The sequence below is a fragment of the Streptosporangium sp. NPDC020072 genome, from assembly GCF_040631445.1.
Lineage (GTDB): Bacteria > Actinomycetota > Actinomycetes > Streptosporangiales > Streptosporangiaceae > Streptosporangium.
The window spans coordinates 451,219-475,648 of record NZ_JBEYAB010000002.1 but is presented as its reverse complement, the minus strand read 5'-3'; the positions used below and the strand labels follow the sequence as shown (position 1 = coordinate 475,648).

25 protein-coding genes are annotated in these 24,430 nt (G+C 71.0%); 11 read left to right on the top strand and 14 right to left on the bottom strand.

What is annotated here, in order from left to right:
- Nucleotides 1-27: 27 nt before the first annotated feature.
- Nucleotides 28-423 carry a metallopeptidase family protein gene (locus ABZ470_RS05395; protein WP_362910128.1) on the bottom strand — a complete coding sequence of 132 codons (396 nt, stop codon included), beginning with the start codon at nt 421-423 and terminating at the stop codon, nt 28-30.
- Nucleotides 424-651: 228 nt separating this feature from the next.
- On the opposite strand from ABZ470_RS05395, the gene ABZ470_RS05390 reads away from it, so the two are divergent.
- From ABZ470_RS05390 to ABZ470_RS05370, 5 genes are all read left to right on the top strand, one after another.
- On the top strand, nt 652-1,038 hold the full coding sequence (locus ABZ470_RS05390; RefSeq protein WP_352009871.1) for a DUF3499 domain-containing protein: 387 nt from the start codon (nt 652-654) through the stop codon (nt 1,036-1,038).
- Between the two features lie 430 nt (nt 1,039-1,468).
- Nucleotides 1,469-2,824, top strand: a complete 1,356-nt coding sequence (locus ABZ470_RS05385; RefSeq protein WP_362910126.1) for a phosphomannomutase/phosphoglucomutase — start codon at nt 1,469-1,471, stop codon at nt 2,822-2,824.
- A 4-nt stretch (nt 2,825-2,828) separates the two neighbouring features.
- Nucleotides 2,829-3,002 carry a Trm112 family protein gene (locus ABZ470_RS05380; RefSeq protein WP_184712993.1) on the top strand — a complete coding sequence of 58 codons (174 nt, stop codon included), beginning with the start codon at nt 2,829-2,831 and terminating at the stop codon, nt 3,000-3,002.
- Nucleotides 2,999-4,105, top strand: coding sequence for a bifunctional phosphoglucose/phosphomannose isomerase (locus tag ABZ470_RS05375; protein ID WP_362910124.1), 1,107 nt, complete (start codon nt 2,999-3,001; stop codon nt 4,103-4,105). Before ABZ470_RS05380 ends, ABZ470_RS05375 begins: the two co-directional genes overlap by 4 nt.
- A 41-nt stretch (nt 4,106-4,146) precedes the next feature.
- Nucleotides 4,147-5,106 (top strand): cation diffusion facilitator family transporter, encoded by a 960-nt coding sequence (locus ABZ470_RS05370; RefSeq protein ID WP_362910122.1) that lies wholly within the window; start codon nt 4,147-4,149, stop codon nt 5,104-5,106.
- A gap of 10 nt (nt 5,107-5,116) precedes the next feature.
- Here ABZ470_RS05370 and ABZ470_RS05365 read toward each other — a convergent pair whose 3' ends face one another.
- The 3 genes from ABZ470_RS05365 to ABZ470_RS05355 all read right to left on the bottom strand — a co-directional run bounded on the left by ABZ470_RS05365 (nt 5,117) and on the right by ABZ470_RS05355 (nt 7,448).
- On the bottom strand, nt 5,117-5,869 hold the full coding sequence (locus ABZ470_RS05365; RefSeq protein WP_362910120.1) for a response regulator transcription factor: 753 nt from the start codon (nt 5,867-5,869) through the stop codon (nt 5,117-5,119).
- A complete protein-coding gene (locus ABZ470_RS05360) occupies nt 5,866-7,044 on the bottom strand; it encodes a histidine kinase (RefSeq protein ID WP_362910118.1) in 1,179 nt (392 codons plus the stop codon). The genes ABZ470_RS05365 and ABZ470_RS05360 overlap by 4 nt, the downstream gene beginning before the upstream one ends.
- 68 nt (nt 7,045-7,112) lie before the next feature.
- Entirely contained in the window at nt 7,113-7,448 is a 336-nt protein-coding gene (locus tag ABZ470_RS05355; RefSeq protein ID WP_352009865.1) for a MerR family DNA-binding transcriptional regulator, read from the bottom strand.
- 201 nt (nt 7,449-7,649) lie between these two features.
- On the opposite strand from ABZ470_RS05355, the gene ahcY reads away from it, so the two are divergent.
- Nucleotides 7,650-9,077 carry an adenosylhomocysteinase gene (ahcY, locus tag ABZ470_RS05350; protein ID WP_352009864.1) on the top strand — a complete coding sequence of 476 codons (1,428 nt, stop codon included), beginning with the start codon at nt 7,650-7,652 and terminating at the stop codon, nt 9,075-9,077.
- A gap of 63 nt (nt 9,078-9,140) precedes the next feature.
- Entirely contained in the window at nt 9,141-10,382 is a 1,242-nt protein-coding gene (locus ABZ470_RS05345; RefSeq protein WP_352009863.1) for an adenosylhomocysteinase, read from the top strand.
- Nucleotides 10,383-10,384: 2 nt separating this feature from the next.
- Here ABZ470_RS05345 and ABZ470_RS05340 read toward each other — a convergent pair whose 3' ends face one another.
- Nucleotides 10,385-11,044, bottom strand: a complete 660-nt coding sequence (locus ABZ470_RS05340; protein WP_362910116.1) for a DUF305 domain-containing protein — start codon at nt 11,042-11,044, stop codon at nt 10,385-10,387.
- Between the two features lie 184 nt (nt 11,045-11,228).
- Between ABZ470_RS05340 and ABZ470_RS05335 the strand changes: the two genes are divergently transcribed.
- Nucleotides 11,229-12,638 carry a hypothetical protein gene (locus ABZ470_RS05335; protein WP_362910114.1) on the top strand — a complete coding sequence of 470 codons (1,410 nt, stop codon included), beginning with the start codon at nt 11,229-11,231 and terminating at the stop codon, nt 12,636-12,638.
- A gap of 52 nt (nt 12,639-12,690) precedes the next feature.
- Here ABZ470_RS05335 and ABZ470_RS05330 read toward each other — a convergent pair whose 3' ends face one another.
- Together ABZ470_RS05330 and ABZ470_RS05325 are read right to left on the bottom strand one after the other, a co-directional pair.
- Nucleotides 12,691-13,638 (bottom strand): RDD family protein, encoded by a 948-nt coding sequence (locus tag ABZ470_RS05330; RefSeq protein WP_362910112.1) that lies wholly within the window; start codon nt 13,636-13,638, stop codon nt 12,691-12,693.
- A gap of 48 nt (nt 13,639-13,686) precedes the next feature.
- Nucleotides 13,687-14,211, bottom strand: a complete 525-nt coding sequence (locus ABZ470_RS05325) for a pyridoxamine 5'-phosphate oxidase family protein (RefSeq protein ID WP_362910110.1) — start codon at nt 14,209-14,211, stop codon at nt 13,687-13,689.
- A 100-nt stretch (nt 14,212-14,311) separates the two neighbouring features.
- Between ABZ470_RS05325 and ABZ470_RS05320 the strand changes: the two genes are divergently transcribed.
- Nucleotides 14,312-14,803: a helix-turn-helix domain-containing protein gene (locus ABZ470_RS05320; protein WP_362910108.1), complete on the top strand. Its 492-nt coding sequence runs from the start codon at nt 14,312-14,314 to the stop codon at nt 14,801-14,803.
- Here the strand turns inward: ABZ470_RS05320 and ABZ470_RS05315 are convergent.
- Nucleotides 14,772-15,464, bottom strand: a complete 693-nt coding sequence (locus ABZ470_RS05315) for a phenylalanine--tRNA ligase beta subunit-related protein (RefSeq protein WP_352009857.1) — start codon at nt 15,462-15,464, stop codon at nt 14,772-14,774. The two genes, ABZ470_RS05320 and ABZ470_RS05315, sit on opposite strands and share 32 nt — an antisense overlap.
- A gap of 90 nt (nt 15,465-15,554) precedes the next feature.
- Nucleotides 15,555-16,391 (bottom strand): arylamine N-acetyltransferase, encoded by an 837-nt coding sequence (locus ABZ470_RS05310; RefSeq protein ID WP_362910106.1) that lies wholly within the window; start codon nt 16,389-16,391, stop codon nt 15,555-15,557.
- A gap of 105 nt (nt 16,392-16,496) precedes the next feature.
- On the opposite strand from ABZ470_RS05310, the gene ABZ470_RS05305 reads away from it, so the two are divergent.
- Nucleotides 16,497-17,492: a stage II sporulation protein M gene (locus ABZ470_RS05305; protein ID WP_362772423.1), complete on the top strand. Its 996-nt coding sequence runs from the start codon at nt 16,497-16,499 to the stop codon at nt 17,490-17,492.
- Between the two features lie 16 nt (nt 17,493-17,508).
- Here ABZ470_RS05305 and ABZ470_RS05300 read toward each other — a convergent pair whose 3' ends face one another.
- The 5 genes from ABZ470_RS05300 to ABZ470_RS05280 all read right to left on the bottom strand — a co-directional run bounded on the left by ABZ470_RS05300 (nt 17,509) and on the right by ABZ470_RS05280 (nt 23,368).
- A complete protein-coding gene (locus ABZ470_RS05300; RefSeq protein WP_352009854.1) occupies nt 17,509-18,876 on the bottom strand; it encodes a DUF58 domain-containing protein in 1,368 nt (455 codons plus the stop codon).
- 55 nt (nt 18,877-18,931) lie between these two features.
- Entirely contained in the window at nt 18,932-19,930 is a 999-nt protein-coding gene (locus tag ABZ470_RS05295; protein WP_362910354.1) for a MoxR family ATPase, read from the bottom strand.
- 227 nt (nt 19,931-20,157) lie between these two features.
- The gene (locus ABZ470_RS05290; protein ID WP_362910104.1) at nt 20,158-21,351 is read right to left on the bottom strand and encodes a DUF4350 domain-containing protein; all 1,194 of its coding nucleotides are present in this window, start codon (nt 21,349-21,351) and stop codon (nt 20,158-20,160) included.
- Nucleotides 21,348-22,025, bottom strand: a complete 678-nt coding sequence (locus tag ABZ470_RS05285; protein WP_362910102.1) for a DUF4129 domain-containing protein — start codon at nt 22,023-22,025, stop codon at nt 21,348-21,350. The genes ABZ470_RS05290 and ABZ470_RS05285 overlap by 4 nt, the downstream gene beginning before the upstream one ends.
- Nucleotides 22,010-23,368 carry a glycerophosphoryl diester phosphodiesterase membrane domain-containing protein gene (locus tag ABZ470_RS05280; protein WP_362910100.1) on the bottom strand — a complete coding sequence of 453 codons (1,359 nt, stop codon included), beginning with the start codon at nt 23,366-23,368 and terminating at the stop codon, nt 22,010-22,012. Before ABZ470_RS05280 ends, ABZ470_RS05285 begins: the two co-directional genes overlap by 16 nt.
- A gap of 360 nt (nt 23,369-23,728) precedes the next feature.
- On the opposite strand from ABZ470_RS05280, the gene mtrA reads away from it, so the two are divergent.
- Nucleotides 23,729-24,406, top strand: a complete 678-nt coding sequence (gene mtrA, locus ABZ470_RS05275) for an MtrAB system response regulator MtrA (protein ID WP_030907316.1) — start codon at nt 23,729-23,731, stop codon at nt 24,404-24,406.
- Nucleotides 24,407-24,430 lie beyond the last annotated feature (24 nt).

Below are 24,430 nucleotides of genomic sequence, written 5' to 3'. Positions count from 1 at the left end.
GCGGTGAGGTAAGGCAGCCCGATTGGGCTAGTCGTCTTCCTCGTAGCCGGGGTCTACGGATTCGGGGGGCAGACCCAGGAGACCGGCGATCTGTTCAACCACGGTGTCGTGGACCAGGGCTCCCAGCTGGTCGCGGTCGCGGGCCCTGGCCTCAAGGGGGCGCCGGTAGACGATCACGACGGCGGGGCGCTTGCCGACGGCGGGTTCCGAGCGGCCGAACGGGATCGGCTCGCCGGACAGCAGGCCCGGGCCGTCGCCCAGCTCCGACAGCGGCGGCACCTCCTCGATCGCGAACTCGACGGACGCGAGCTGGGTGCCCCAGCGTGGCTTGAGACGGTCCACGGCGTCCAGGACGAGATCGTCGAAGCGCTCGCTGCGCGACTTGGCGATCGGCACATGGGAGGGTGCCAGCGGGCCCCGCATGCCACGACCGTGTCGGTCGCGTTTGCGAGGAGGGCGAGGTCTACCTGGTGCCGGGCTCACGGGCCAAGCTTAGACATGCCTGGTGGGAAGGTGGAAAGGGGTTGACGGGAGGGTGTGCAAGCCGTACAGGCGGGTGGAAGGCGGGACACGTGTCCGAATTGTGGCGACACGCTCGTTAAGAGCGCTCAGATAGTGGCGCCCTGGACGCTTACCGGATACGGTCCCACCGTGAGCCCCGTCCGCCGCTGTTCCCGCACCGCGTGCAGTCAGCCTGCCGTATTCACGCTCACGTACGTCTACGCCGACTCGACCGCCGTTCTCGGGCCCTTGGCGACGTACGCCGAGCCGCACTGTTACGACCTGTGCGCCGAGCATGCGGAGCGGCTCACCGCCCCACGGGGCTGGGAGGTCGTCCGGCTGCCGAGCGACGGAGCGCCGCCGAGCACCGACGACCTCGAAGCGCTCGCCAACGCCGTCCGGGAGGCGGCCAGGCCCGCGACGAAGGGCACCGAGCCCGTGGGCCAGGGAGTCGAGGTCGGGCGTCGTGGACACCTGAGAGTGTTGCGCTCAGCCCAGCCACAGCCCCACCCCGCGCAGCCCCAGCGCGACCGCTGAGCCGTACGTCCCCACCCCCCGGAGCGGCGAGGGTTCCGGAACCCGGGACACAGCTCAGAAGAACCTCATCACGGAGACGCCCACCTTGCGCCCCCGACAACGGTGCCCGCAGTGGAGAGCCCACCCAGAACGGCCTTCCTCGGCGCGGCGAGTGAAGAGTTTCGCCCGTGCCTTACCGGCGCCAAGTGTGAGGAGTTTGATCTTTGCTTTACCGGTCCCGTGTGTGAGGAGTGTCCGGCTTGGGCGCGTCGGTGCTTGGACTGAGGAGCGAAGGAGCGCAGCGGATGAGCGACGAGGGAAAGCACCGACCCAGGGCGCCCAAGCCCGCGACGCCGCCAGGCGGAGCAAGGAGACACAGCAGGCGGCGCAAAGGGACACCGACCCCCTAGGCTTGGGGGCGGCAGAGACGAGTCAAAGGGGCGGAGCTGGAGTGGGCGACCTCGCCAGGATCTTCAAGGCGTACGACGTGCGCGGCGTCGTGCCGGACGAGTTAGACGAGGAGACCGCGTGGGCGGTCGGCGCGGCCTTCGTTGAGGTCACCGGTGCCGGGTCCGTCGTGGTCACGCACGACATGCGTGCCTCATCGGCTCCGCTGGCCGCGGCCTTCGCCGGCGGGGCCGTCTCACGTGGGGCCGACGTGGTGGACACCGGTCTCGGCTCGACCGACATGCTCTACTACGCCAGCGGCAGTCTGGGCATGGCCGGGGTGATGTTCACCGCCAGCCACAATCCGGCCCGTTACAACGGCATGAAGATGTGCCGTGCGGGCGCGGTGCCGATCGGTGGGGAGACCGGGCTCACCGAGATCCGCGACCGGGCGGCCGAACTGCTCGCCTCGGGCGGCGAGGGCGGCGAGGGCGGCGGTACGGTCTCCCGGCGTGACCTGCTGCAGGGCTACGCGGACCACCTGCGCACGCTGGTCGACCTGTCCGGTGTCCGGCCGTTGAAGGTCGTGGTCGACGCGGGCAACGGGATGGCGGGACACACGGTGCCGGTGGTCTTCGAGGGGCTTCCCGTCGAGCTGACCGCGCTCTACTTCGAGCTCGACGGCGACTTCCCCAACCACGAGGCCAATCCGATCGAGCCGGAGAACCTGCGTGACCTGCAGAAGGCCGTGCTCGACGTGGGCGCGGACATCGGCCTCGCCTTCGACGGCGACGCCGACCGCTGCTGGGTCGTGGACGAGCGCGGCGAGTCGGTCTCGCCCTCCACGATCACCGCGCTGGTCGCCGCCCGTGAGCTGGCCAAGCAGCCCGGCGCCACGATCATCCACAACCTGATCACCTCGCGGGGCGTTCCCGAGATCGTCGCCGAGCACGGCGGGGTCCCGGTCAGGACCCGGGTCGGGCACTCCTTCATCAAGGCCGAGATGGCCAGGAGCGGCGCGGTCTTCGGCGGTGAGCACTCCGCGCACTACTACTTCAAGGACTTCTGGTTCGCCGACACCGGCATGCTGGCCGCGCTGCACGTGCTGGCCGCGCTGGGTGAGCAGGACAGGCCGCTGTCGGAGATCCTCGCGGGTTACGCCCGCTACGCCGCCTCCGGGGAGATCAACAGTACGGTCGCCGACCAGCGGGCCGCGACGGCGCGGGTCAGGCAGGTCTTCGAGGGCAGGGACGGCGTCACCTTCGACGACCTGGACGGTCTGACCGTCTCCGGCCCCGGATGGTGGTTCAATCTTCGTCCGTCCAACACCGAGCCGCTGCTCAGGCTGAACGCCGAGGCGGCCGACGAGATTCAGATGGCGGCGATCAGGGACGAGGTCCTCGCCGTCGTGAGGAGCTGAGCACGTGAAGATCGACGAGTGGTTGCTGGAGATCCTGGCCTGCCCCAACTGCAAGTCTCCGTTGCGTGCGGAGCCGGAGGTGGACGAGCTGTCGTGTACTTCGGCCTCGTGCGGGCTGGTCTATCCGGTTCGTGATGACATTCCGGTCCTGCTGGTCGACGAGGCTCGGAAGTCGTGAGCTGGGAGTCGGATCGGCTCGACGACCAGGGGTGGCTGACCGAGGGCGACCCCTCAGGCATGTTGCGCGCCGTCGCCGCCTCGGCGGCGCAGGTGCGCATCTCACATCGGGGTGTCCGTGAGGCCGACCTCACCCGGGTGATCGGGGAGGGCAGGCCGAGGGCGATCGTGGTCGCGGGCATGGGCGGTTCCGGCATCGCCGGTGACATCCTCGACGCGGTGTGCGGCAACGGGGCTCCGTTGCCGATCGTGACGGTGCGTTCCTACCAGTTGCCCGGCTGGGTCGGCGCGACGGACCTGGTGGTCGCCGTGTCGTGTTCGGGCAAGACCGAGGAGACACTCGCGGTGGCCACGGAGGCCGTCCGCAGGGGGTGCCGCCTGCTGGTGCTGGCCGCGGCGAACTCTCCGCTGCACGCGGTCGCCAGGCAGTCGGGCGCGCCGTTCGTGCCGGTGACCACCGGCGGGCAGCCCCGGGCGGCGGTCTGGGCGCTGTCGGTGCCGTTGCTCGTGGTCGCCGCCGAACTCGGCGTGCTCCAGATGGACGACGGGGTGATCGAGGAGGTCGCCAAGCGTCTTGAGGAGATCGCCCACCGCTGCCGTCCGGTGAGTGAGTCCTTCATCAACCCGGGCAAGACGCTGGCCATGGAGCTGGCGGAGACGGTGCCGATGATCTGGGGTTCCTCCCGGCTCTCGGCCGTGGCCGCCTACCGGTGGGCCAGCCAGCTCAACGAGAACGGCAAGTACCCGGCCGTCTGGGGGCAGATCCCGGAGGCCAACCACAACCAGGTGGTGGCCTTCGACGGTCCGCTGGCGCAGCGGGACATCTTCGCCGACGACGCGGGCCGGTCGCTGCGGCTGTTCATGCTGCGTGACACGGAGGAGCATCCGCAGGAGGCGCGGCGGCGTGAGGCCTCGGTGCGGATGGCCGAGGACAGGGGCGTTCCGGCCACCCAGCTCGTCGCGGAGGGCGCTCATCCGCTTGAGCGGCTCGCGACGCTGATCGGGCTGGGCGACTACGCGAGTACCTATCTCGCCCTGGGGTACGGGATCGATCCGACCCCCGTGTCGGCCATCACGGAACTAAAGGCGAGAATTTCCCAATAGTATCCTCTCGTCTTTTTCGGACTATGTAAGCGGAGGCTGTCGTGAGTGCGGGCGGCGGTACAAAGGCGATCATCGCGGCGTTGAGCGCGAACCTTGCGATCGCGGCGGCCAAGTTCGTCGCCTTCCTGGTCACGACTTCGTCGTCCATGCTCGCCGAGTCGATTCACTCCCTCGCCGACTCGGGGAACCAGGTGTTGCTGCTGGTCGGCGGGAAGCGGGCCGAGCGCAAGCGCACCCCGGAGCACCCCTTCGGCTACGGCAGGGAACGCTACTTCTACGCCTTCGTGGTCGCGGTGGTGCTGTTCACGATCGGCGCGCTCTTCTCCCTCTACGAGGGCTGGCACAAGATCAGTGACCCGCACCCGGTGGAGACGCCGGTCGTGGCCTTCGCGGTGCTGATCTTCGCGATCATCGCGGAGGGCTTCTCCTTCCGCACCGCGATCAAGGAGTCCAACCCGCTGCGCGGCAAGCAGACATGGACCCAGTTCATCCGCAGGTCCAAGTCGCCGGAGCTGCCGGTCATCGTCCTGGAGGACCTGGGCGCCCTGGTCGGCCTCATCCTGGCGCTGGCCGGTGTGACGCTGGCCGTCATCACCGGCAACGGTGTCTGGGACGGCGTCGGCACGATGGCGATCGGCGTGCTGCTGGCCGTCATCGCGATCGTGCTGGCCGTCGAGATGAAGTCGCTGCTGATCGGCGAGAGCGCCGGTCCCGAGGTCGAGGGTCAGATCATCGCCGCCCTGGAGAGCGCCCCCGAGGTGGTCAGGGTCATCCACATGCGCACCCTCCACCTCGGCCCCGAGGAGCTTCTGGTCGCCGCGAAGATCGCGGTCGACCACGACGACACGGCCGCCGAGGTGGCCAGGGGCATCGACGAGGCGGAGCAGCGCATCCGCTCCGCCGTGCCGATCGCCCGCGTCATCTACCTGGAGCCCGACCTCGACCGGGCCAAGACGGGCGGGATCACCCCCGGGCCGCACGCGGCCAACGGCCGGGTGTGACCCGGGAGGTTCACGCGCCGGGGACCACCAGTCCCGTCTCGTAGGCGTGGATGACGGCCTGCGTGCGGTCACGCAGGTTCAGCTTGGCCAGCAGCCTGGCCACGTGGGTCTTGACGGTGTGCTCGGTGACCACGAGGCGGGAGGCGATCTCGGCGTTCGACAGCCCCTGGGCGATCAGCCGCAGCACCTCGACCTCACGCGGGGTCAGCGGCCCGCCGTCCGCGGCGGGCCTTCGCTGCCGGGAGAACTCGGCGATCAGTCGCCTGGTGATCCTGGGGGCCAGCAGCGCGTCCCCACGGGCCACCGTCCGCACGGCCTCCGCCAGATCTCCGGCCCTGACGTCCTTGAGCAGGAACCCGCTCGCCCCCGCGGTGAGCGCGTCGTACACGTAGTCGTCGAGGTCGAACGTGGTGATCATGATGATCCTGGTCGCCTCGGTCTCCAGGATTCGGCGGGCCGCCTCGATGCCGTTCATCTCCGGCATCCGGATGTCCAGCAGCGCGACGTCGGGACGGGTCCGCCGTGCCAGCCGTACGGCCTGGGCGCCGTCGGGGGCGGTTCCCACGACGGTGATGTCAGGCTGGGCCCTGAGCACCGCGGCGAAGCCCCGCAGCACGACCGGCTGGTCGTCGGCGATCAGCACCCGGATCCGGCCGTCCACGGCCGTCCCGGGAGGAGCCCCGGAGGCCGTCCCGGGGAGGGCCTCGGCTTGAGGACCGGGGAGGGCCTCGGCGTAAGGGGCGGGAGGTTCGGGGGAGGTCATTCGAGGGGGAGACCCACCTGGATGAGGAAGCCACCGGAGGGGCCGGGGCCCGCCTTGAACCAGCCGCCGAGGGCGAGGGCGCGTTCGCGCATGCCGACCAGGCCGTGCCCGTTCTCGGTGTCGCCGGAGGGGCCGGGGCCGTTGTCGGTGATCCGCAGCGCCAGCAGGGCAGGGCGGTAGGCCAGCTCGATCGAGACCCGGGCGCCGGGCGCGTGGACGCGGACGTTGGTCAGCGCCTCCTGGATGATCCGGTAGGCGGAGACGTCCACGGCCTGCGGCAGGGGGACCTCCTCCCCGATCACGTCGAGGTCGACCTCGCCCTCGTGTCGTCCGACCAGTTCGGGAAGCCGCGCCAGCCCCGGTTGTGGCGCGGTCTCCGGGGCGGTGACGACGTCGGCGCGCAGCACGCCGAGCAGGCGGCGCATCTCGGTGAGGGTGGTCCGGGCGGAGGTCGCGATCTCAGCGAACTCCTGGAGGGTCCGCTCGTCGAGGCCGTCGAGCGTGTAGGGGGCGGTCTCGGCCTGCACGGCGATCTTCGAGACGGAGTGGGCCACGATGTCGTGCATCTCCCTGGCGATCCTGGCCCGCTCGGCCATCGCGGCCTGCTCCCTGAGCGTCTCCAGGTTGCCCGCGCGCATCTCCGTGATCGTGCTGGCGCTGCGTCGTACATGGGCGAGGAAGATCAGCAGGACGGTTCCGAGGAACAGGACGACGAGCGGGGAGGCCGCCTGTCTGTCGAGCGTGGCGATGGACAGCAGCTCCCTCCCGTTCAGCAGGAACACGGCCGCCAGGAGCAGGATCGTCAGGGCGCCGATGACCAGCCCGACGACGAGCGGGCCGACGATCCGCGCGATCGTGTAGAGGGTGAGCGCGCCGGACAGCACTACGCCGAACGGGGGGTAGCCGGGCAGTACGCCGGTGTAGAGCAGGCAGAGCGCGCCGAAGGAGACCAGAGTGACGACCGCCCAGGGATGCCTGCGCCGTACGACGTGCGGCAGCGTGGCGAGCACGGCGGCCAGCATGGTCAGGGAGGACCGGCCGCCGAGCTGGGCCAGGGCGAGGAACATGAGCAGGACGCCGACGGCGACGTCGGTGAGGGGGGAGGCGATGACCCGCCGGAGGTTCAGGGCGTCGACCCTCCGTTCGGCCTCGGTCAATACGGTTGCGACGTTCATGGGGAGAATTGTCGCGACGGAGGCCGTCCGGCGTCGTCACTCCTGGGAGCGACGTTCCCCTCCGGCGGTCAGGAGCGCCCCTGGAGCAGGCGCAGGGCTTTCTCCTTCTCGAAGTCCAGCGCCCTGCGCGGGGCCTGGAGGCGGCCGATCCGCAGCCCGAGATCCCGTACGGCCTGCGCGACGGCGGGCTCGCTCAGCACCCGCAGCGCGAACGCCAGCTCGGCGGGGGAGACGTCGAAGCGCTTCTCCAGCTCGACGCCCTGCGCCACGGCGGCCAGTTCCTCCTGGCCGAAGCGGCGGTGCGCCCCCTGGGTCCTGACGGGCGGGAGCAGTCCCAGGGCCTCGCGGTAGCGGAGCATTCTGGGGGACATTCCCAGCCGTTTCGCGGCCTCGGTGATCCGCATATCGCGCCTTTCCTGGAAACCTCACATTCTTGTGTAAGGTTACCGCCTCACAAGGTGCGCGGAGCCGTATCGGGCGCCTACACTCACTTCGTCTGCTTTCCGGTGGAGTGAGAGCCGTGCCCGGAGGCGAAGCGGGGCCGTGCACGCGGCGAGCCCGGCGGGGGCATGCGGCGCCAGACCATCAACCAGAGGGGTTAATTCATGGACTTCAAGGTCGCCGACCTTTCCCTGGCCGCTTTCGGGCGTCGGGAGATCCAGCTCGCCGAGCACGAGATGCCGGGTCTGATGGCCGTCCGCAAGGAGTACGCGGACTCCCAGCCGCTGGCCGGCGCGAAGATCATGGGCTCGCTGCACATGACCATCCAGACCGCCGTGCTGATCGAGACGCTGGTCGCGCTCGGCGCCGAGGTTCGCTGGGTGAGCTGCAACATCTTCTCCACCCAGGACCACGCCGCCGCCGCCGTGGTCGTCGGCCCCGAGGGCACCGTCGAGGACCCCAAGGGCGTTCCGGTCTTCGCCTGGAAGGGCGAGACCCTGGAGGAGTACTGGTGGTGCACCGAGCAGGCGCTCGTCTGGCCCGGCGGTGACGGCCCCAACATGATCCTCGACGACGGCGGCGACGCGACGCTGCTCGTCCACAAGGGCGTCGAGTACGAGAAGGCCGGTGCCGTCCCCGGTGCCTCCGAGGGCGACTCCGAGGAGTGGCAGGTCATCCTGGAGCTGCTGCGCCGTACGGTCGGGCCGGACAAGCGCTGGACCGAGATCGCCTCGCGCATCAAGGGCGTCACCGAGGAGACCACCACCGGTGTCCACCGCCTGTACGAGATGTTCAAGGCGGGCTCGCTGCTCTTCCCGGCGATCAACGTCAACGACTCGGTGACCAAGTCGAAGTTCGACAACAAGTACGGCTGCCGCCACTCGGTCATCGACGGCCTCAACCGCGCCACCGACGTGCTGATCGGTGGCAAGGTCGCGGTCGTGGCCGGTTACGGCGACGTCGGCAAGGGCTGCGCCGACGCCCTCAGGGGCCAGGGCGCCCGGGTCATCGTCACCGAGATCGACCCGATCTGCGCGCTCCAGGCGGCCATGGACGGCTTCCAGGTCACCACGCTCGACGACGTCGTCGGCATCGCCGACATCTTCGTCACCACGACCGGCAACTTCGACATCATCACCGCTGACCACATGTCGCGGATGAAGCACAACGCGATCGTGTCCAACATCGGGCACTTCGACAACGAGATCGACATGGCCGGCCTGGCCAAGATCCCGGGCATCGTCAAGACCGAGGTCAAGCCGCAGGTCCACACCTGGGCCTTCCCCGACGGCCGTCAGATCATCGTGCTCGCCGAGGGCCGTCTGATGAACCTGGGCTGCGCCACCGGCCACCCCTCGTTCGTCATGTCCAACTCGTTCACCAACCAGGTGATCGCCCAGATCGAGCTGTTCACCAAGACCGAGCAGTACCCGGTCGGCGTCTACGTGCTGCCCAAGCACCTGGACGAGAAGGTCGCCCGCCTCCACCTCGACGCCCTCGGCGTGAAGCTCACCAAGCTCACCAAGGAGCAGGCGGAGTACATCGGCGTGGACGTCGAGGGCCCCTACAAGGCCGACCACTACCGTTACTGATCGAACCGTCAGACCCGGCCCCCGCGTGGCACGCGGGGGCCTTCGGGCCATCTGGGGAGGACCGTGGACAGCGCGCTGACGGCCGCCGGGGAGCGGCGGATCGGGTGGGCGGCGCGGGCGATGCCGGTGCTCACCGCGATCGGGGAACGGTTCGCGGCCGACGAGCCGTTCGACGGACTGCGGATCGCCGCCTGCCTGCACGTGACGGCGGAGACCGCCGTCCTCATGGGTGCCCTTCGGGCGGGCGGGGCCGAGATCGCGCTGGCCGCCTCCAACCCGCTGTCCACCCAGGACGACGTGGCCCAGGCCCTCGGCGCGTACGGCGTGCGCGTGCACGCGCTGGCGGGGGTCGACCGGCAGACCTACTACCGGCACATCCACCAGGCCCTGGACATCGTCCCCGACCTGGTTCTCGACGACGGCTGTGACCTGGTCAACATCCTGCACACCGAGCGGACCGAACTCCTCGAAACGGTCTCCGGCGGCTGCGAGGAGACCACGACCGGGGTCATCAGGCTCCGGCAGATGGCGGCGGAGCGGGCGTTGCGCTTCCCCGTCGTCGCGGTCAACGACACCCGGACCAAGCGGATGTTCGACAACCGGTACGGCACCGGCCAGTCGACCCTGGACGGCATCATGCGCGCGACCAACACGCTGCTGGCGGGCAAGGTCGTGGTCGTCGCCGGGTTCGGATTCTGCGGCCGGGGGGTGGCCGAGCGGGCCAGGGGCCTGGGCGCCCGGGTCGTCGTCACCGAGATCGACCCGGTCAAGGCGCTCGACGCCTCGCTGCAGGGTTACGACGTGCGGACCATGGCCGCCGCGGCGGTGGTCGGCGACGTGTTCGTCACCGTGACCGGCAACCGCGACGTCATCAGGGGTGAGCACCTGGCGGCGATGAAGGACGGCGCGATCCTGGCCAACGCCGGCCACTTCGACGTCGAGATCGACGTCAGGGCCCTTGAGGAACTGGCCCGCGAGGTGCGGCCCGGGGTGCGGCCGAACACCGACGAGTACGTCCTGGCCGACGGGCGCAGGCTGTTGCTGCTGGCCGAGGGTCGTCTGGTGAACCTCACGGCCGCCGAGGGGCACCCGGCCGCCGTGATGGACATGTCCTTCTCCGCCCAGGCCCTCGCCGTGGCCTGGCTGGCCCGTGAGCGGGCCCGGCTCGAACCCGGCGTCTACGACGTTCCCGAGGAGGTCGACGTGGAGGTGGCCAGGCTCAAGCTCGCCGCCGCGGGCATCGAGGTCGACCACCTGACCACGCAGCAGGAGGAGTACCTGCGCTCCTGGCGCCTGGGCTCCTGACCTCAGGGGGAGGCCAGGAGGCGGGCCATCCTGCGGATCTCCCCGGCCTGGACCGTGGCGATCTCGTTGGCCATCTCCTCGATCCTCAGGTGCGAGCCGTTGGTCAGGACCTCCGCCGACATCGTGATCGCGCCCCGGTGGTGGGCCGTCATCAGCCGCAGGAAGAGGCGGTCGAACTCCGGGCCCGAGGCGGCGGCCAGGGCGTCGAGCTGCTCGGGGGTGGCCATGCCGGGCATGGCGCCGTGGTTCGTGTGGTGGTCCGGCAGCCGCATGCCCTGCTCGGTCAGCCACCGGGACATGACCTGGATCTCCGGCCCCTGTGAGTCCCTGATCCGGGAGGCCAGGGCGCGGACCGTCGGGTCGCCCGCGTGGGTGAGGGCCAGGGTCGCCATCTCCAGGGCCTGCCGGTGGTGGACGATCATGTCCTGCGCGTACCGCACGTCGGCCGCGTTCGCCGTGGGGGTGGGCACCGCCGTCGCCGCCTCGTCCGCCCCGAGCGTCCTGGCGGCCTCGCCCGGCCTGCCGGGCGCGATGACGGGCGCGGTCGGCGGCGCGGCCGACAGCGGGGCGGACAGCGCCGCCGGTCGCCCACCGGCCGAGCAGGCGGTGGCCGACAGGGCCGACAGGGCCGTGAGAACGGCGAGCACCAGTCTGACGCGCACCCGGCCTCCTTCGTGATCTCCCGACTCCCCCGGGCAAGGACGATAACCCGGGGAGGGAAAGGAGTAAAGGCCGCAGAACGGGAAAATTTACTGACGTGGTCAGGTCTTGTGGTGTCTGCCGTTCGGATAAACAATTCAGTTATTTATCTGTGCTTTATGGCATAAGCGGCAAGGAGGATCACCGGTGTTATCCCCTCTCAGGAAGGGCCTTGGTGGCCGATTCCTGATCGCGGCCGCGGCCGCGGCGGCGCTGGTCCTGGCCACCGTACCGGCCCAGGCCTCCGATCTCCCGGCCCCCGGCCAGGTGGTCACCAGTGCGAATGTGGCGCATGTGACGAATGTTCCCAAGCCCGCCGGGCTGGAGAAGACCATCAACACCGACATCGCATTCCAGGGTGACTATGCGTTCGTCGGAAATTACGGCGGTTTCTCTATCTACGACATTCGCGACCCGAAACACGTCAAGGTGGTCAGCAGCGTCGTATGCCCCGGTTCCCAGATGGACGTCACCGTCCACGACAACCTGCTGTTCACCGCGGTCGACTCCTCCCGCAACAACGACTCCTGCAGCAGCACCGCGCAGAGCGCGTCGGTCAAGGAGTCGTGGGAGGGCGTCCGGATCTTCGACATCAGCGACAAGGCACATCCGAAGTACATCAAGTCGGTCGAGACGAACTGCGGCTCCCACACCCTGACCCAGGTGCCGGGCAAGGGCAGGGACCGCTGGAGGAACGTCTACCTGTACGTCTCCTCCTACAGCCCCAACGCGGCCTTCCCCGACTGCCAGCCGCCGCATGACAAGATCTCGGTCATCAAGGTGCCGCTGCACAGGCCGGTGGACGCCGCGGTCGTCAGCACGCCGGTCGTCTTCCCCGACGGCGGCAACGAGACCCAGCCCGGTCTGCTGCTGCCGACCACCGGCTGCCACGACATCACCGTCTACGCGGAGAAGGACATCGCGGCCGGGGCCTGCATGGGTGACGGCGTGCTGCTGGACATCTCCGACCGGGAGAACCCGGTCGTCACGGCCCGGGTGACCGACCCGAACTTCGCCTTCTGGCACTCGGCGACGTTCAACAACGAGGGCACCAAGGTCATCTTCACCGACGAACTCGGCGGCGGCGGCGCGGCCACCTGCAACGAGGAGACGGGACCCAACCGGGGAGCCGACGCCATCTTCGACATCAGGCGCGGCAGGCTGGTCTTCAAGAGCTACTTCAAGATCTCCCGCTACCAGGGGGAGACCGAGAACTGCGTCGCGCACAACGGCTCACTGATCCCGGTCAGGGGCCGCGACATCCTGGTCCAGGCGTGGTACCAGGGCGGCGTCTCCGTCATCGACTTCACCGACTCGGCCCACCCGAAGGAGATCGGCTTCTTCGAGCGCGGTCCCGACCCCAGCGGTGGCTCCGGCGGCATCTGGTCGGCCTACTACTACAACGGCTACGTCTACGGCAGTGACTTCAACTTCGGGCTCGACGTCCTCAACATCAGCGACAGGCGCACCGACCCGGCGAGGTGGGTCCGCTTCGACCGGTTGAACGTGCAGACCCAGACCTCCTACAGGGGCTGGTTCGGCGTCGGGGCGGAGTGACCGTTCCCCTTCTCCGGTGCCCCGGTCCGCCATGGCCGGGGCACGTCGGTGTTCAGGCGGGCGGGACGAAGCCGCCGGGGGTGGTCGTGGGAGGCGCCGGCGGGACCTGCGGGGGCCGAGGGGGCTGAGGGGCCTGCGTGGGGGGAGCGAAGGGCGGGCCGTACGGCGCGGGCGGCGGGGCGGGCGGCTGCGGATACGGCTGGTACGGAGCCTGGGACGGGGCCTGGAACCGGGGATCGGGCGGGGGAGCGCCGATCCGCTGCGCCAGCCGTACCTGGTCACGTCTGCGGCGCTCGGCCAGTACGGCGGTCAGGTAGGCGAACGGCGGCACCCCGGACGGCGGGGGCGGTGAGACGAAGGCCGACATCTCGGTGGCGATGCGCACCCCCATCTCGTGCTGCACGGCGGGCGAGAGGTCGTGCCAGCGCATGAGGTACTGCCTGGCGGTCGCGGCGACCCCCTCGGGCAGCCGGGACAGTTCGAGCGTCGCGGCCCAGGCGGCCAGCGGCGGGGGCATCTCCAGGGGCGGGCCGTACTGCCTGGGGGAGCGCTCGGCGATCACGACGGTGCCCGCGAAGACGTCACCGAGCCGTTTGCCCTTCTCGGAGATCAGCGAGCCGATCAGTGCCGGGGCGCCGCCGAGCATCCAGAACTCCACCATTCCGGACAGGCCGCGGAACAGTGCCTGCCGGAACCGCTCCGGGCCGCCGTCGTCGCTGACGACCCTGAGCCCGAGGGCGAGTTTTCCCAGGCTGCGGCCCCTGCTGAGGGTCTCGAAGGCCACGGGGTAGCCGACGAGCACGGACACGGTGAAGGCGATGTAGAGCATCACGACCAGTGCCTCGTCGGCGTTCCAGGCCAGGACGCCGATCAGCTGGGAAACGCCGAACAGCGTCACGAACTGGACCGTCATGTCGATCAGCAGTGCCAGGGCCCGGCTCGGTAGCTGGGCGATCCTGACTTCGACGACGACGGCCTCGCCGGTTACGACATCGGTCACATCAGCACCCTACCTATGACGGACCATCCCACTCCCCTACGCAGTTGGTCACTCTCCCTCGAACCGCCAGCGTGTCGCCGTCGAGCCGTCGGCGCCGTAGCCGAAGGCACGGGTCGGAACGATCCGGTAGACACCGTACTCGGGGGAGCCGGGCAGGTCGTCGGCGAAGGCCGAACCGTCGCGCACCGACAGCCCCCAGCCGTACTTGGCCCCGAACGCGTCGAGGACCCGCCTGATGCCGTCCTCGTCCGTGATCCGCACGGCCTCGCCCTCGATGACGAGGTCGAGTGTCTCGTCGGCGGCGGTGAGGACGCAGCGGGGGTCGCCGGCGAGGTTCCTGCTCTTGCGGGAGTGGGGGCGGCTGGTGAAGCAGGGCGCGCCGTCGACCCAGACCGGCATCAACGGCACGGCGTGCGGGCCGCCGCCCGGCCGTCCGGTCGACAGCCACGCCCGGTGCGCCGACTCGACGCACGTCCGTGCCAGGTCCCAGGACTTCACCGTCGCCGGGTCGGTGCTGATGGGGGTGGCGTCGGCCTCGCTGAACAGGAGCTCGGCCACCGGGTTCTTCGACATCGCGGATCAGTCCTCTCCTTGTCAGTTCCCTGAGGGAACTCATAGGGCGACCGTAGCAGAGACCATTCCCTGAGGGAACCCACTCGCCTAGACTGGGCCGATGCAACGCACTCGGTTCGGTGACATGGCCTGTTCCATCGCCCGCACGCTGGACATCGTGGGCGAGCCGTGGTCGCCGTTGATCCTGCGGGACGTCTACGTTGGAATGAACCGCTTCGAGCAGATCCAGCAGGACCTGGGCATCTCCCGCAAGGTGCTCGCCGAACGGCTCAGATGGCTGACCGAGAACGGCGTGCTCGAACGACGGGCGTACTCGGAGCGGCCACCCCGCGACGAGTACCTGCTCACCGCCAAGGGCAGGGAGCTGTGCGACCTGCTGCTGGTGATGGTGCGCTGGGGTGACCGCTGGACCTCGGGCGAGGCGGGGCCGCCGGTGCTCTACCGCCACCACGCCTGCGGCGAGATCGGCCACGTCGAGCTGTGCTGCTCCTCGTGCGGGCAGCCGATGCGCGCCACCGACGTGGACGTACTGCCCGGCCCGGGAGCGGGCGGGGAGCCGCTCAGAACTCCAGACGCGGAGCCGACCGGCTGAGTGTCACGGCCTTGGGCGCGACCGGCCAGACCTCGCCGAGCTGCCCGGCGACCGTGGCCGTGAGCTCCTCGACGTCCCCGGCCGCCGAGTCGTGCAGCGCCTCGGCGACGATCAGGACCGAGGCGGTGCCCGGCCGTACGGCGGACAGCCCGCTCTGCCGGTTCGTCCACCGGCGGGCGTGCGCCCGGCCCTCGGCGTCGGCGAAGACCACCTCGCGCGGCTCCGGGTTCTCGGTCTCCCCGGAGAAGGTCAGGTAGGTCTCCTCGCCGGTCGCGTGCCTGACCTCAAGGCCCCCGGAGACGTTGGCCAGGTCGAACACGGCGATCGGGATCGCGAACGCGATCGAGACCGCGTTGCACAGGTCGATCAGCGGGTGGATCCGGGGAAGGTCCCCCTCCTTCTTGAAACGCCGCAGCAGCGCCTCGGAGGCGCAGCGGTACTGGGTCGGCTTGAGGCCCATCTTGGAGAAGGTCCGCCGCCAGGCCTGGATCTCGGGGAACTCGGCCTCGGAGCCCGCCGCGAGCCGCCGCCCGGCGACGGCGGCGAACTCCGTGATCCGCTCCTCGACGGACGCCTCCGGGGTGATCCCGGTGGCCAGGACCACTCCGGCGGCGAGGCCGGGGTGCTCCGCCCAGATGTCGTCCGCGTGCTGGAAGTACATGAGGCCGCTCCCCGTGGGTTCATGTGTCTAGGAGGACACCGTAACCGGTGTCGATCACCGGTACGGCTCGCGGGAACGGGCCGGGACGGGTCAGGAGAGACGGGCGGTGAGGGCGGCGGCGTCGGCGGGGCCGAGCCGGACGCCGAAGGTCTCCTCAAGGACCTTCGGCACCTCGCCGGGTTCGAGATGCCGCTCCTCGGCGGAGCCGTCGGGGTGGTGGGCGGTCAGCGTGGTCCCCAGCAGGCCGTACAGGACCCCGGGGCCGGGTCGCCTGACCACGAGACGGTTGACGAACGGCGAGTTCGGATGAGTTGAGATGTAGTGATTTATCACGACATAGTCGACGGGGTAGCGCGGGTCGAGAGTGAAGGAGTGCAGGTCGAGCCAGCCGTCGGCGGGGCTGCGCAGGGAGTTCAGCACCCACTCCCGCCCTGCCCGTTCCAGCCGGAAGCGCCGGCCGCCCTGCTCCGACTCGGCGCCCTCGACCAGCTCGATCGGCTCGGTCGGTCCCTCGCCGAAGCCGACGTCGCAGATCCACCCGCTTTCCGGGGACCCGGGCACCTCGACCAACAGGAGCGCGTGCGTCGCGGCCCGCAGCCTGTCCGAGCCCATCCGCACCCGTGCGGCGAGCCCCGTCACGCCGAACCCCAGCCGTTCGAGCGCCGCCGCGAACAACCGGGTGTGCTCGTAGCAGTAACCGCCGCGTGCCCCGCGCACCATCTTGTCCTGAAGGGCTTCGAGGTCGAGGAGGACCGGGCGGCCCAGCACGACCTCCAGGTTCTCGAAGGGGATCGCGGCCGCGTGCGCCCGCTGCAGGGCGCGCAGCGTCCGCGCGGTCGGCGTGAGGTCTCCCTCGAAGGAGATCCGCGCCAGATAGGCCGCCAGATCCAGCGTCTCGCCGTCCCAGCCACGCCCCGCCTGGTTCATGTCCCGTCCCCGTCCGGCTCGACCACTCCACAGGTCTCCGAACCTAGGACCTCAATCCCCCTTGAGGTCAAGAAGGGCCCCCGGGCGCGGCATTAGGCTTTCCTGGTGGACATCGACGCCTTCGTCAACGCGCACCGCCCCGTCTGGGACCGCCTTGAGGAGCTGGTACGGCGCCGCAGGTCGCTGAACGGCGCCGAGATCGACGAACTCGTCGAGCTCTACCAGAGGGTCGCGACGCACCTGTCCATCGTGCGCTCAGGCCGGGCGGACCCGTTCCTGGTCGGGCGGCTCTCCGCGCTGGTGGCCAGGGCCCGTTCCGCGGTGACCGGCGCGCACACCCCCGCCTGGCGGGAGTTCGTCCGCTTCTTCACGGTCTCCTTCCCCGTGGTCGCCTACCGCGCCCGCTGGTGGTGGATCGCGACGACCGGGGCGTTCCTGCTGGTCTCGGTGGTCATGGCCGTCTGGGTCGCGCGCGACCCCGCGGTCCAGGCCGCGGTCGGCACGCCGGAGGAGATCCGTCAGCTCGTCGAGCACGACTTCGCCGACTACTACTCGGAGCACCCCGGGGCCTCGTTCGCGGGCCAGGTCTGGGTCAACAACGCCTGGGTCTCGATGCAGGTCATCGTGATGGCCATCCTGCTCGGCCTGCCGATCCCGTACATCCTGTGGCAGAACGCGGCCAACGTGGCCGTCTCCGCAGGTCTGATGGCCTCCCACGACAGGCTGGACGTCTTCTTCGGGCTCATCACGCCGCACGGCCTGCTCGAACTGACCGCCGTCTTCCTGGCCGCCGCCGTCGGCATGCGCCTGGGCTGGACGGTCGTCAACCCGGGGCCGCGCGGGCGGGGCGAGGTCCTCGCCGAGCAGGGCAGAGCCGTGGTGAGCGTGGCGCTCGGGCTGGTCGTCGTCCTGCTGGTCTCCGGGCTCATCGAGGGCCTGGTCACCCCCTCGGGCCTGCCGACCTGGGCGCGCGTCGGCATCGGGGTCGTCGCGGAGGCGGCCTTCCTGGCCTACGTGATCTTCTTCGGCCGCCGTGCCGTGGCCGCGGGGGAGACCGGAGACCTGGAGCGGGCGCCCGACCTGGCCCCGAGCGCCGGATAGGAGCCCGGGGGCCGGGTCACAGGCGGCCCGCGGCCTTCAGGGCGAGGTAGGCGTCGGCGAGGGCGGGGGCGATCTGCTCGGGGGCGGCGTCGACCACCTCGACGCCGTGTCGTCTGAGCCGGGCGGTGATCCTGCGCCGCTCGGCGCTGTGCCGTTCGGCCGCCGCGGCGTTGTAGACCAGTTCGGCGGTGCCGCGCCCGGCCTCCATCGCCGCGACCTGAGGGTCGGAGACGGCGGCCAGCAGTACCAGGTGCCGGGAGGAGAGCTGGGGGAGCACGGGCAGCAGCCCCTCCTCAAGCGAGGCCGGGTTCAGGTCGGTGAGCACCACGACCAGGCAGCGCCGCTTCGCCCTGGACAGCACGGCCGAGACCATGTCCGCCGAGTCGGCCTCGATCAGCTCGGCCTCGATCGGGGCCATGGTGTTGACCAGGGTGGACAGCAGGTCGCCACGGCCCGCGCCGGAGACCCAGGCCCGCACCGCGCGGTCGTGGGCCATGAAGTCGACCCGGTCGCCCGCCCGCGAGGCCAGCGCGGCCAGCAGCAGGGCCGCGTCCATCGACCAGTCGAGGCGGGGCCAGCCGGGCGCCACCCCGGTTCCACCAGGGATGTCCCGGTTGCGGGGAAGCTCACCCGCGAGCGGGATCGGGGCGGTGCCGACCCGTCCCGCCGAGGTGCGCCCGGTGTCCAGGACGATCAGCACCCGGCGGTCGCGTTCGGGACGCCAGGTGCGGACCACCACGTCGTGGCGGCGGGCGGTCGCCCGCCAGTCGATCGAACGGACGTCGTCACCGACCACGTACTCGCGCAGCGAGTCGAACTCGGTGCCCTGCCCCCTGATCATCGAGGGGTGCCTGCCCTCAAGCTCCCTGAGCCTGGACAGCTTGGCGGGCAGGTGCTTGCGGCTGAGGAACGGCGGCAGCACCCGGACCGACCACGGCACGCTGTGGGAGCCCTGGCGGCCCGCGATGCCCAGCGGGCCCAGCGTCCGCACGGTGACGGTGACCGCCTCCCGGTCCCCCCTTCGGGACGGGGTGAGCGTCGTGACCAGGCGGCGGCGCTCCCCGGGAGGGACGTCGAGGACGAAACGGCGCGGAGCCGCCCCCGCCGACGGGGGCCAGGCGTCCCTGAGCAGTCCTTTAGCCCTGCGAGGGCCGGGGTTCTCCACGATCAGCTCGACCGCCGCGGTCTCGCCGAGCCGTACCAGGCGGTCTCCCGCGCGGCTCAGGCGCAGCGGTCGCACGCCCGCGGCCAGCGCCAGGTCGATCGCGACCAGCGCGACCAGCAGCAGCGCGACGGCGGCGACCGCCAGACCGGGCCTGGGCGCGAACAGCACGACCAGCGTCCCCAGCAGGGCCAGCAGCGCGGCCCGTCCCGTCAGTGCCATGTCCGCACCGCCTCGCCCTCTCCTTCGCGCGTCCTCGTCACGATCGGTGCCACGCTCAGCGGGGGACGGGGACGGAGGCGAGGATGGCGTCGATCAGGCCGTCCGCGGTCGCGCCCTCAAGCTCGGCCTCGGGACGCAGCTGGATCCTGTGCCGCAGCGCGGGCCTGGCCAGGGCCTTGACGTCGTCAGGGGTCACGTAGGAACGGCCGGAGAGCCACGCCCAGGCGCGGGCGCCGGCGAGCAGCGCGGTGCCGCCACGCGGTGAGACGCCGAGTTGCAGTGACGGCGACTGGCGGGTGGCCCTGGCGATGTCCACGATGTAGCCGAGCACCTCGGGCCCGGCGTGCACCTGGCTGACGGCCGCGCGTCCCGCGTCCAGGTCCTCGACGGTGGCGACCGCCCTGATGTGGGACAGGTCGCGCGGGTCGAAGCCGAGCGCGTGCCGTTCCAGCACCGCGATCTCCTGGTCGCGGGCGGGCAGCGGCACGGTCAGCTTGAGCAGGAACCGGTCGAGCTGCGCCTCGGGGAGCTGGTAGGTGCCCTCGTACTCGACCGGGTTCTGGGTCGCGGCCACGATGAACGGCTCGGGCAGCGCGCGCGCCCTGCCCTCGACGCTGACCTGGCGCTCCTCCATCGCCTCCAGGAGGGCCGCCTGCGTCTTCGGAGGCGTGCGGTTGATCTCGTCGGCGAGCAGCAGGTTGGTGAAGACCGGGCCCTGCCTGAACTCGAACTCCGAGGTCTTCGCGTCGTAGATCAGGGAGCCGGTGACGTCGCCGGGCATCAGGTCCGGGGTGAACTGCACCCGCTTGAAGTCCAGGGAGAGCGCGGCGGACAGCGTCTTGACGAGCAGGGTCTTGGCGACGCCCGGCACGCCTTCGAGCAGCACGTGCCCCCGGCAGAGCAGGGCGATGACCAGCCCGGTCACCACCGCGTCCTGCCCGACCACGGCCTTGGCGACCTCGGCGCGCAGCGCGCTGAGGGCCTCACGCGCCTCACGCGCCCTGTCGGTCCCCGCGACGGGAGGCACAGGGGCCCCTGGGGGCACAGCGGGCATCGGGGGCGCCGGGGCCCCTGAGGGCACAGCGGGCCCGGCGGGGAAGGAGGCGGGCGGTCCGGGAGGCGGGGCGGGAGGCGCCGCGAAGCCGCCCTGGCCGCCGGGGAAGGGCGTCTGGGGCCCCGGGGACGGCGTGCCGCCCTGACCGCCGTTGTCCGGCGGCGTGCCCGCGGGGTCGCCGCCGGGCCCGGGATCGGGGTATCCGGCGCCCGGCTCGCTGCGCTCGCTCACGACTCTCTGACCTGCCTTTCCAACATGTCAAGGTATGCGGCCACGGCTATCAGCCCGGCCTCGTCCGCCGGCGCCCTGCCGTACAGGGCGGAGCCCACGTAGGCGGCGGGCTGACCGGTCCTTTCTGCGATCGCGCCGACCACGGCTTCGGGGCCCGCCCCCACGGGCAGTCCGAGCCTGGGGGTCACGCGGTCGACGAAGCCCGTCCTGAGGGCGGAGACGGCCCGGTCACGGGCCCGCCTCGCCCGGTAGAGCCTGGCCCGTCCCTCGACGGTCTCCGCCGCCCTGACCACGACCGGAAGCCGTTCGGTCACCACGGGACCGAGCCTGCGGCCCTGCCAGAGCGCGAGCAGGAGGACCACGACGGCCAGCTGCACGACGGCCCAGACAACCGCGGACGGGATGAGGTCGTACAGGGTCGGCGGCGTGGCGCTCACGGTGGGCGGCGTCTCCGGGGCGACGAGCCAGACCAGCGTGGGCCGCGTCCCGGCCAGGTTCATCGCCAGCGCGGCGTTGCCGTCCTCGGCCAGGCGCAGGTTGCTCATGAACTGGCCGTCGCCGACGACCGTGATCGTACGGCCCGCCTCCTCGTATCTGACCAGGGAGGGGGAGCCGTCCGCCGGGTAGCAGCCGGTCGCCCACGAGGGGGCGGTGAAGGTCGTCCCGCCCAGGTATGCGCTGCCCGCCCTGACCGCGGCGGGCAGCGCGCAGCGCGGCTCGCGCGAGCGCGCCCGTGTCTCCGGGCCGGGGCTCACACCGGGGGCCAGCCGGCCGAGGTACGGCTGGGCGCCGACCACCAGCCGGTCCGCGGGCGTCGAGGCCAGCTGGTCGGCCTCCTCCTCGGTGAGGAAGGAGGTGTCGCCGAGCAGCAGCATGCTGCCGCCGGGGGCCTTCGGGGTCCCGGCGGCCTCGACGGCCTCGGTCACGGAGGTGACCCTGACGACCCGGACACCCTCGGCCCGCAGCAGCTGCGCCAGGCCCCTCGCCCCGGACAGCGAGGTGCTCTCCGGGTCGAGCGGCTTGCCCTCGCCCTGGCCGCCGCCGAGCAGCACCCCGCCGACGGCCACCAGCACGACCAGGAGGGCGATCGACAGGGCGCCCCTGCCGCCGCGCCACAGGCTCCGCGCGGTCGGTGAGGTCGGCGTCGGCCCGAGGGCGTTCACGGGGGCCAGGCCCGTCTGGGAGCTCACGGGACGGCCACCTTGGAGGTTTCCGGGGAGGTTTCCCGGGCGAACACGGGCCGGGCGGTGCGCAGGCGCTCGTCGAGGTCGCGCATGACCTCGTAGGCGGCGGCGGTCCCCGGCACCTCGCCGTAGGTCACGTCGTCGAAGATCCGTGCGGCGGCGGCCAGGTCGGCGGCCAGGCCGGGCAGCGCGCGCCCCGCCTCGACGGCCAGCTCGTCGGCGGTACGGCCGGGCATCGAGTCGATGACGACGCGGTCCTCCAGGTCCCTGGCCACGGCCCTGAGCCGTTCGCGGATCGCCTCGGCCCACTGCTCCCGCGCGGCCAGGTGCTCGGCCGCCTGCCGGTGCTCGGCCGCGCTGCGGCGGCCGTCGCCGAAGACGCCCTCCCGCCTGGTGGAGCCGCGACCGGCCGTCCTGCGGGCGACCAGGAAGACCGCGGTGAGCGCGGCCAGGACGATCACGCCCAGGACGATCCACGCGATCACACTGCCCACGGTGCCCGCCGCCTCCTGGTCGAGCAGGTCGCCGAGGAACTGGTTGACGACCCGCATGACGCGGTCGACGACGTTCTCCTTGGCGTACTCGGCCTTGAGCAGCTCACGGATCGCCTCACCCGCCGCCTGTCCGCGGTCGGTGTCGACGGGGACCGTGAGCGCCGACGCCGTCAGCGGCCCGGCCACGGGGCTCCCTGGCCCGGCTGCCCGGGGGTGGCGGAGGAACTCCACAGGTCGTCGGCGGAGGCGTGCACCCACCCCTGGCGCTGCTGCTCGATGGCCGCGGTCTGCAGCACCAGGTCGAAGGCCTCAGCGCGCATCCTGCGGTCGGCGTAGAGCAGGCCGTACACCCCGGCCTGGAACGGGTAGGTGAGCATCGCTCCGACGGTCCCGCCGATCGCGAGGAGGATCGCGAGGAGGATCTGCACGCCCGTCCCGCCCGAGACGAGAATGCCGACGAAGGCCGCGGCGAAGGAGAACGGGACGGAGATCACCAGGCCGACCAGGCCCGCGAGGATGCTCGTGAGCAGCAGGATGCCGAACAGCCGCCAGAAACTGCCCTGGGTCAGCCGCCACGACCTGCTCAGCGAGGCCATGACACCCGTCTTCTCCAGCACCGCGGCGGGTGCCGCGAGCACGAGCCGGGTGGTGATGAAGGCGGCGTAGACCATGTAGAGGATCATCACCAGCACCATGACCAGCACGAACGCCCCGAGGTCGATGCCGGAGACGGCGGCCGCGTACAGCAGTCCCACGACCGCGGCCAGCGGCAGCAGCAGGATGCCCGCCTCGATGGCGACCAGCCCGAACAGGGTGGGCACCCGTCCCCTGGTCAGCCGCCACGCCTCACCGGTGGTGATCTTCCCGCCGAAGACGGCGCGGCCGAGGATGCGGGTCAGCACGCCGCTGAGCAGGGTCACCGCGACGAACTGCACGGCGTAGGAGATGAGGGAGCCGCCGTAGTCGGCGAGGAAGTCGGTCTGCCCCGTGACCTCCAGCGCCGTGGGGTCGTTGTTCCTGAAGGCGTCGCCGATCCTGCCGAAGGTCAGGGCCTGGCCGATGGCGACCGGGATGGCGCCGAGCGCGGCGGCGATCGCGGACAGGCCGAGCACGGCCTTGGGGTTGGAGCGGATCAGCTTGATCGCGCCGTCGATGACGTCGCCCACGCCGAGGGGGCGCAGCGGGATGATCCCGGGCCGCAACGCCGGGGGCGGCTGCTGGTAGCCGTACGGAGGCGGGGGGTATCCCTGCCCCGGATGCGGCTGTCCCGGCGGGTACGGCTGCCCCTGGTACGGCTGCTGCCCGGGGTGATGCCCGGGGTGCTGCTGGTACGGCGGAGGCGGGGAGGAGGGCGGCTGCTGCTGCCCGTGCTGCTGCCCGTACTGTGGCGGGGGCTGGGACGGCGACGGTCCGCCGGGTCCCGATCCGGGCGCGGCCCACGGCGTTCCCTGGGCGTCGCCGTACGGCGGGGGCTGGTTGGACGCCCAGCCGGGTGGGGTGTCGGGAGTGGAGCCGTGTCCGTCTGACATATCCCAATCCTGACATGTGGCCCCACTGCTTGGGCTGCTCGGGAGATCACGGCGAGGTTTCACCGCCCGGGGTGGCCGGGTCCGTCCCAGGGATGGCCGAGACGGTGTCGTTTACCTCAGACTGGGACCGTGACCGTCGCCGATCCGGTGCCCGAGGGCGCCGTGGCCGGAGGTGGCCACGTGGGGGGCTTACGCCGCGTGGGGGTGCTACTACGCGCTTTACGCCGTGTGCGCCTAAAATTCGGCATTCGGATGTCTGGTGGTCAGACTGTGTCATCCGGTGGTCCGGCGAGGGTAATCTTCGACAGCCGTGCCGTTTACCCCAAAAACTCCCAAACTGCGTAAAACGAATGAGGGGCCATGAAAGGACGCGTGCTGGTCGTCGACGACGACGCCGCTCTCGCCGAGATGCTCGGCATCGTGCTACGCGGGGAGGGCTTCGAGCCTTCCTTCGTCTCCGATGGGGACAAGGCGCTGGACGCGTTCCGTGACACCCGCCCGGATCTGGTGCTGCTGGATCTGATGCTTCCCGGGGCCGACGGCATCGACGTGTGCCGGCGCATCCGCGCCGAGTCCGGCGTGCCGATCGTCATGCTGACGGCCAAGAGCGACACCATCGACGTCGTCCTCGGCCTGGAGTCCGGCGCCGACGACTACATCGTCAAGCCGTTCAAGCCCAAGGAACTGGTCGCCAGGGTCCGCGCGCGGCTGCGCCGCACGGACGAGCCGACGCCGGAGATCCTGCAGATCGGCGACATCACCATCGACGTCGCCGGTCACTCGGTCAAGCGCGAAGAGGAGACCATCAACCTCACCCCGCTTGAGTTCGACCTGCTGGTCGCCCTGGCCCGCAAGCCGCGCCAGGTCTTCACCAGGGAGGTGCTGCTCGAACAGGTCTGGGGCTACCGTCACGCGGCCGACACCCGCCTGGTCAACGTGCACGTCCAGCGGCTCCGCGCCAAGATCGAGAAGGATCCCGAGCACCCCGAGATCGTGGTGACCGTGCGCGGCGTCGGCTACAAGGCCGGTCCGGCCTAGGCCTGCGGCCTCCCCGGGACTCCC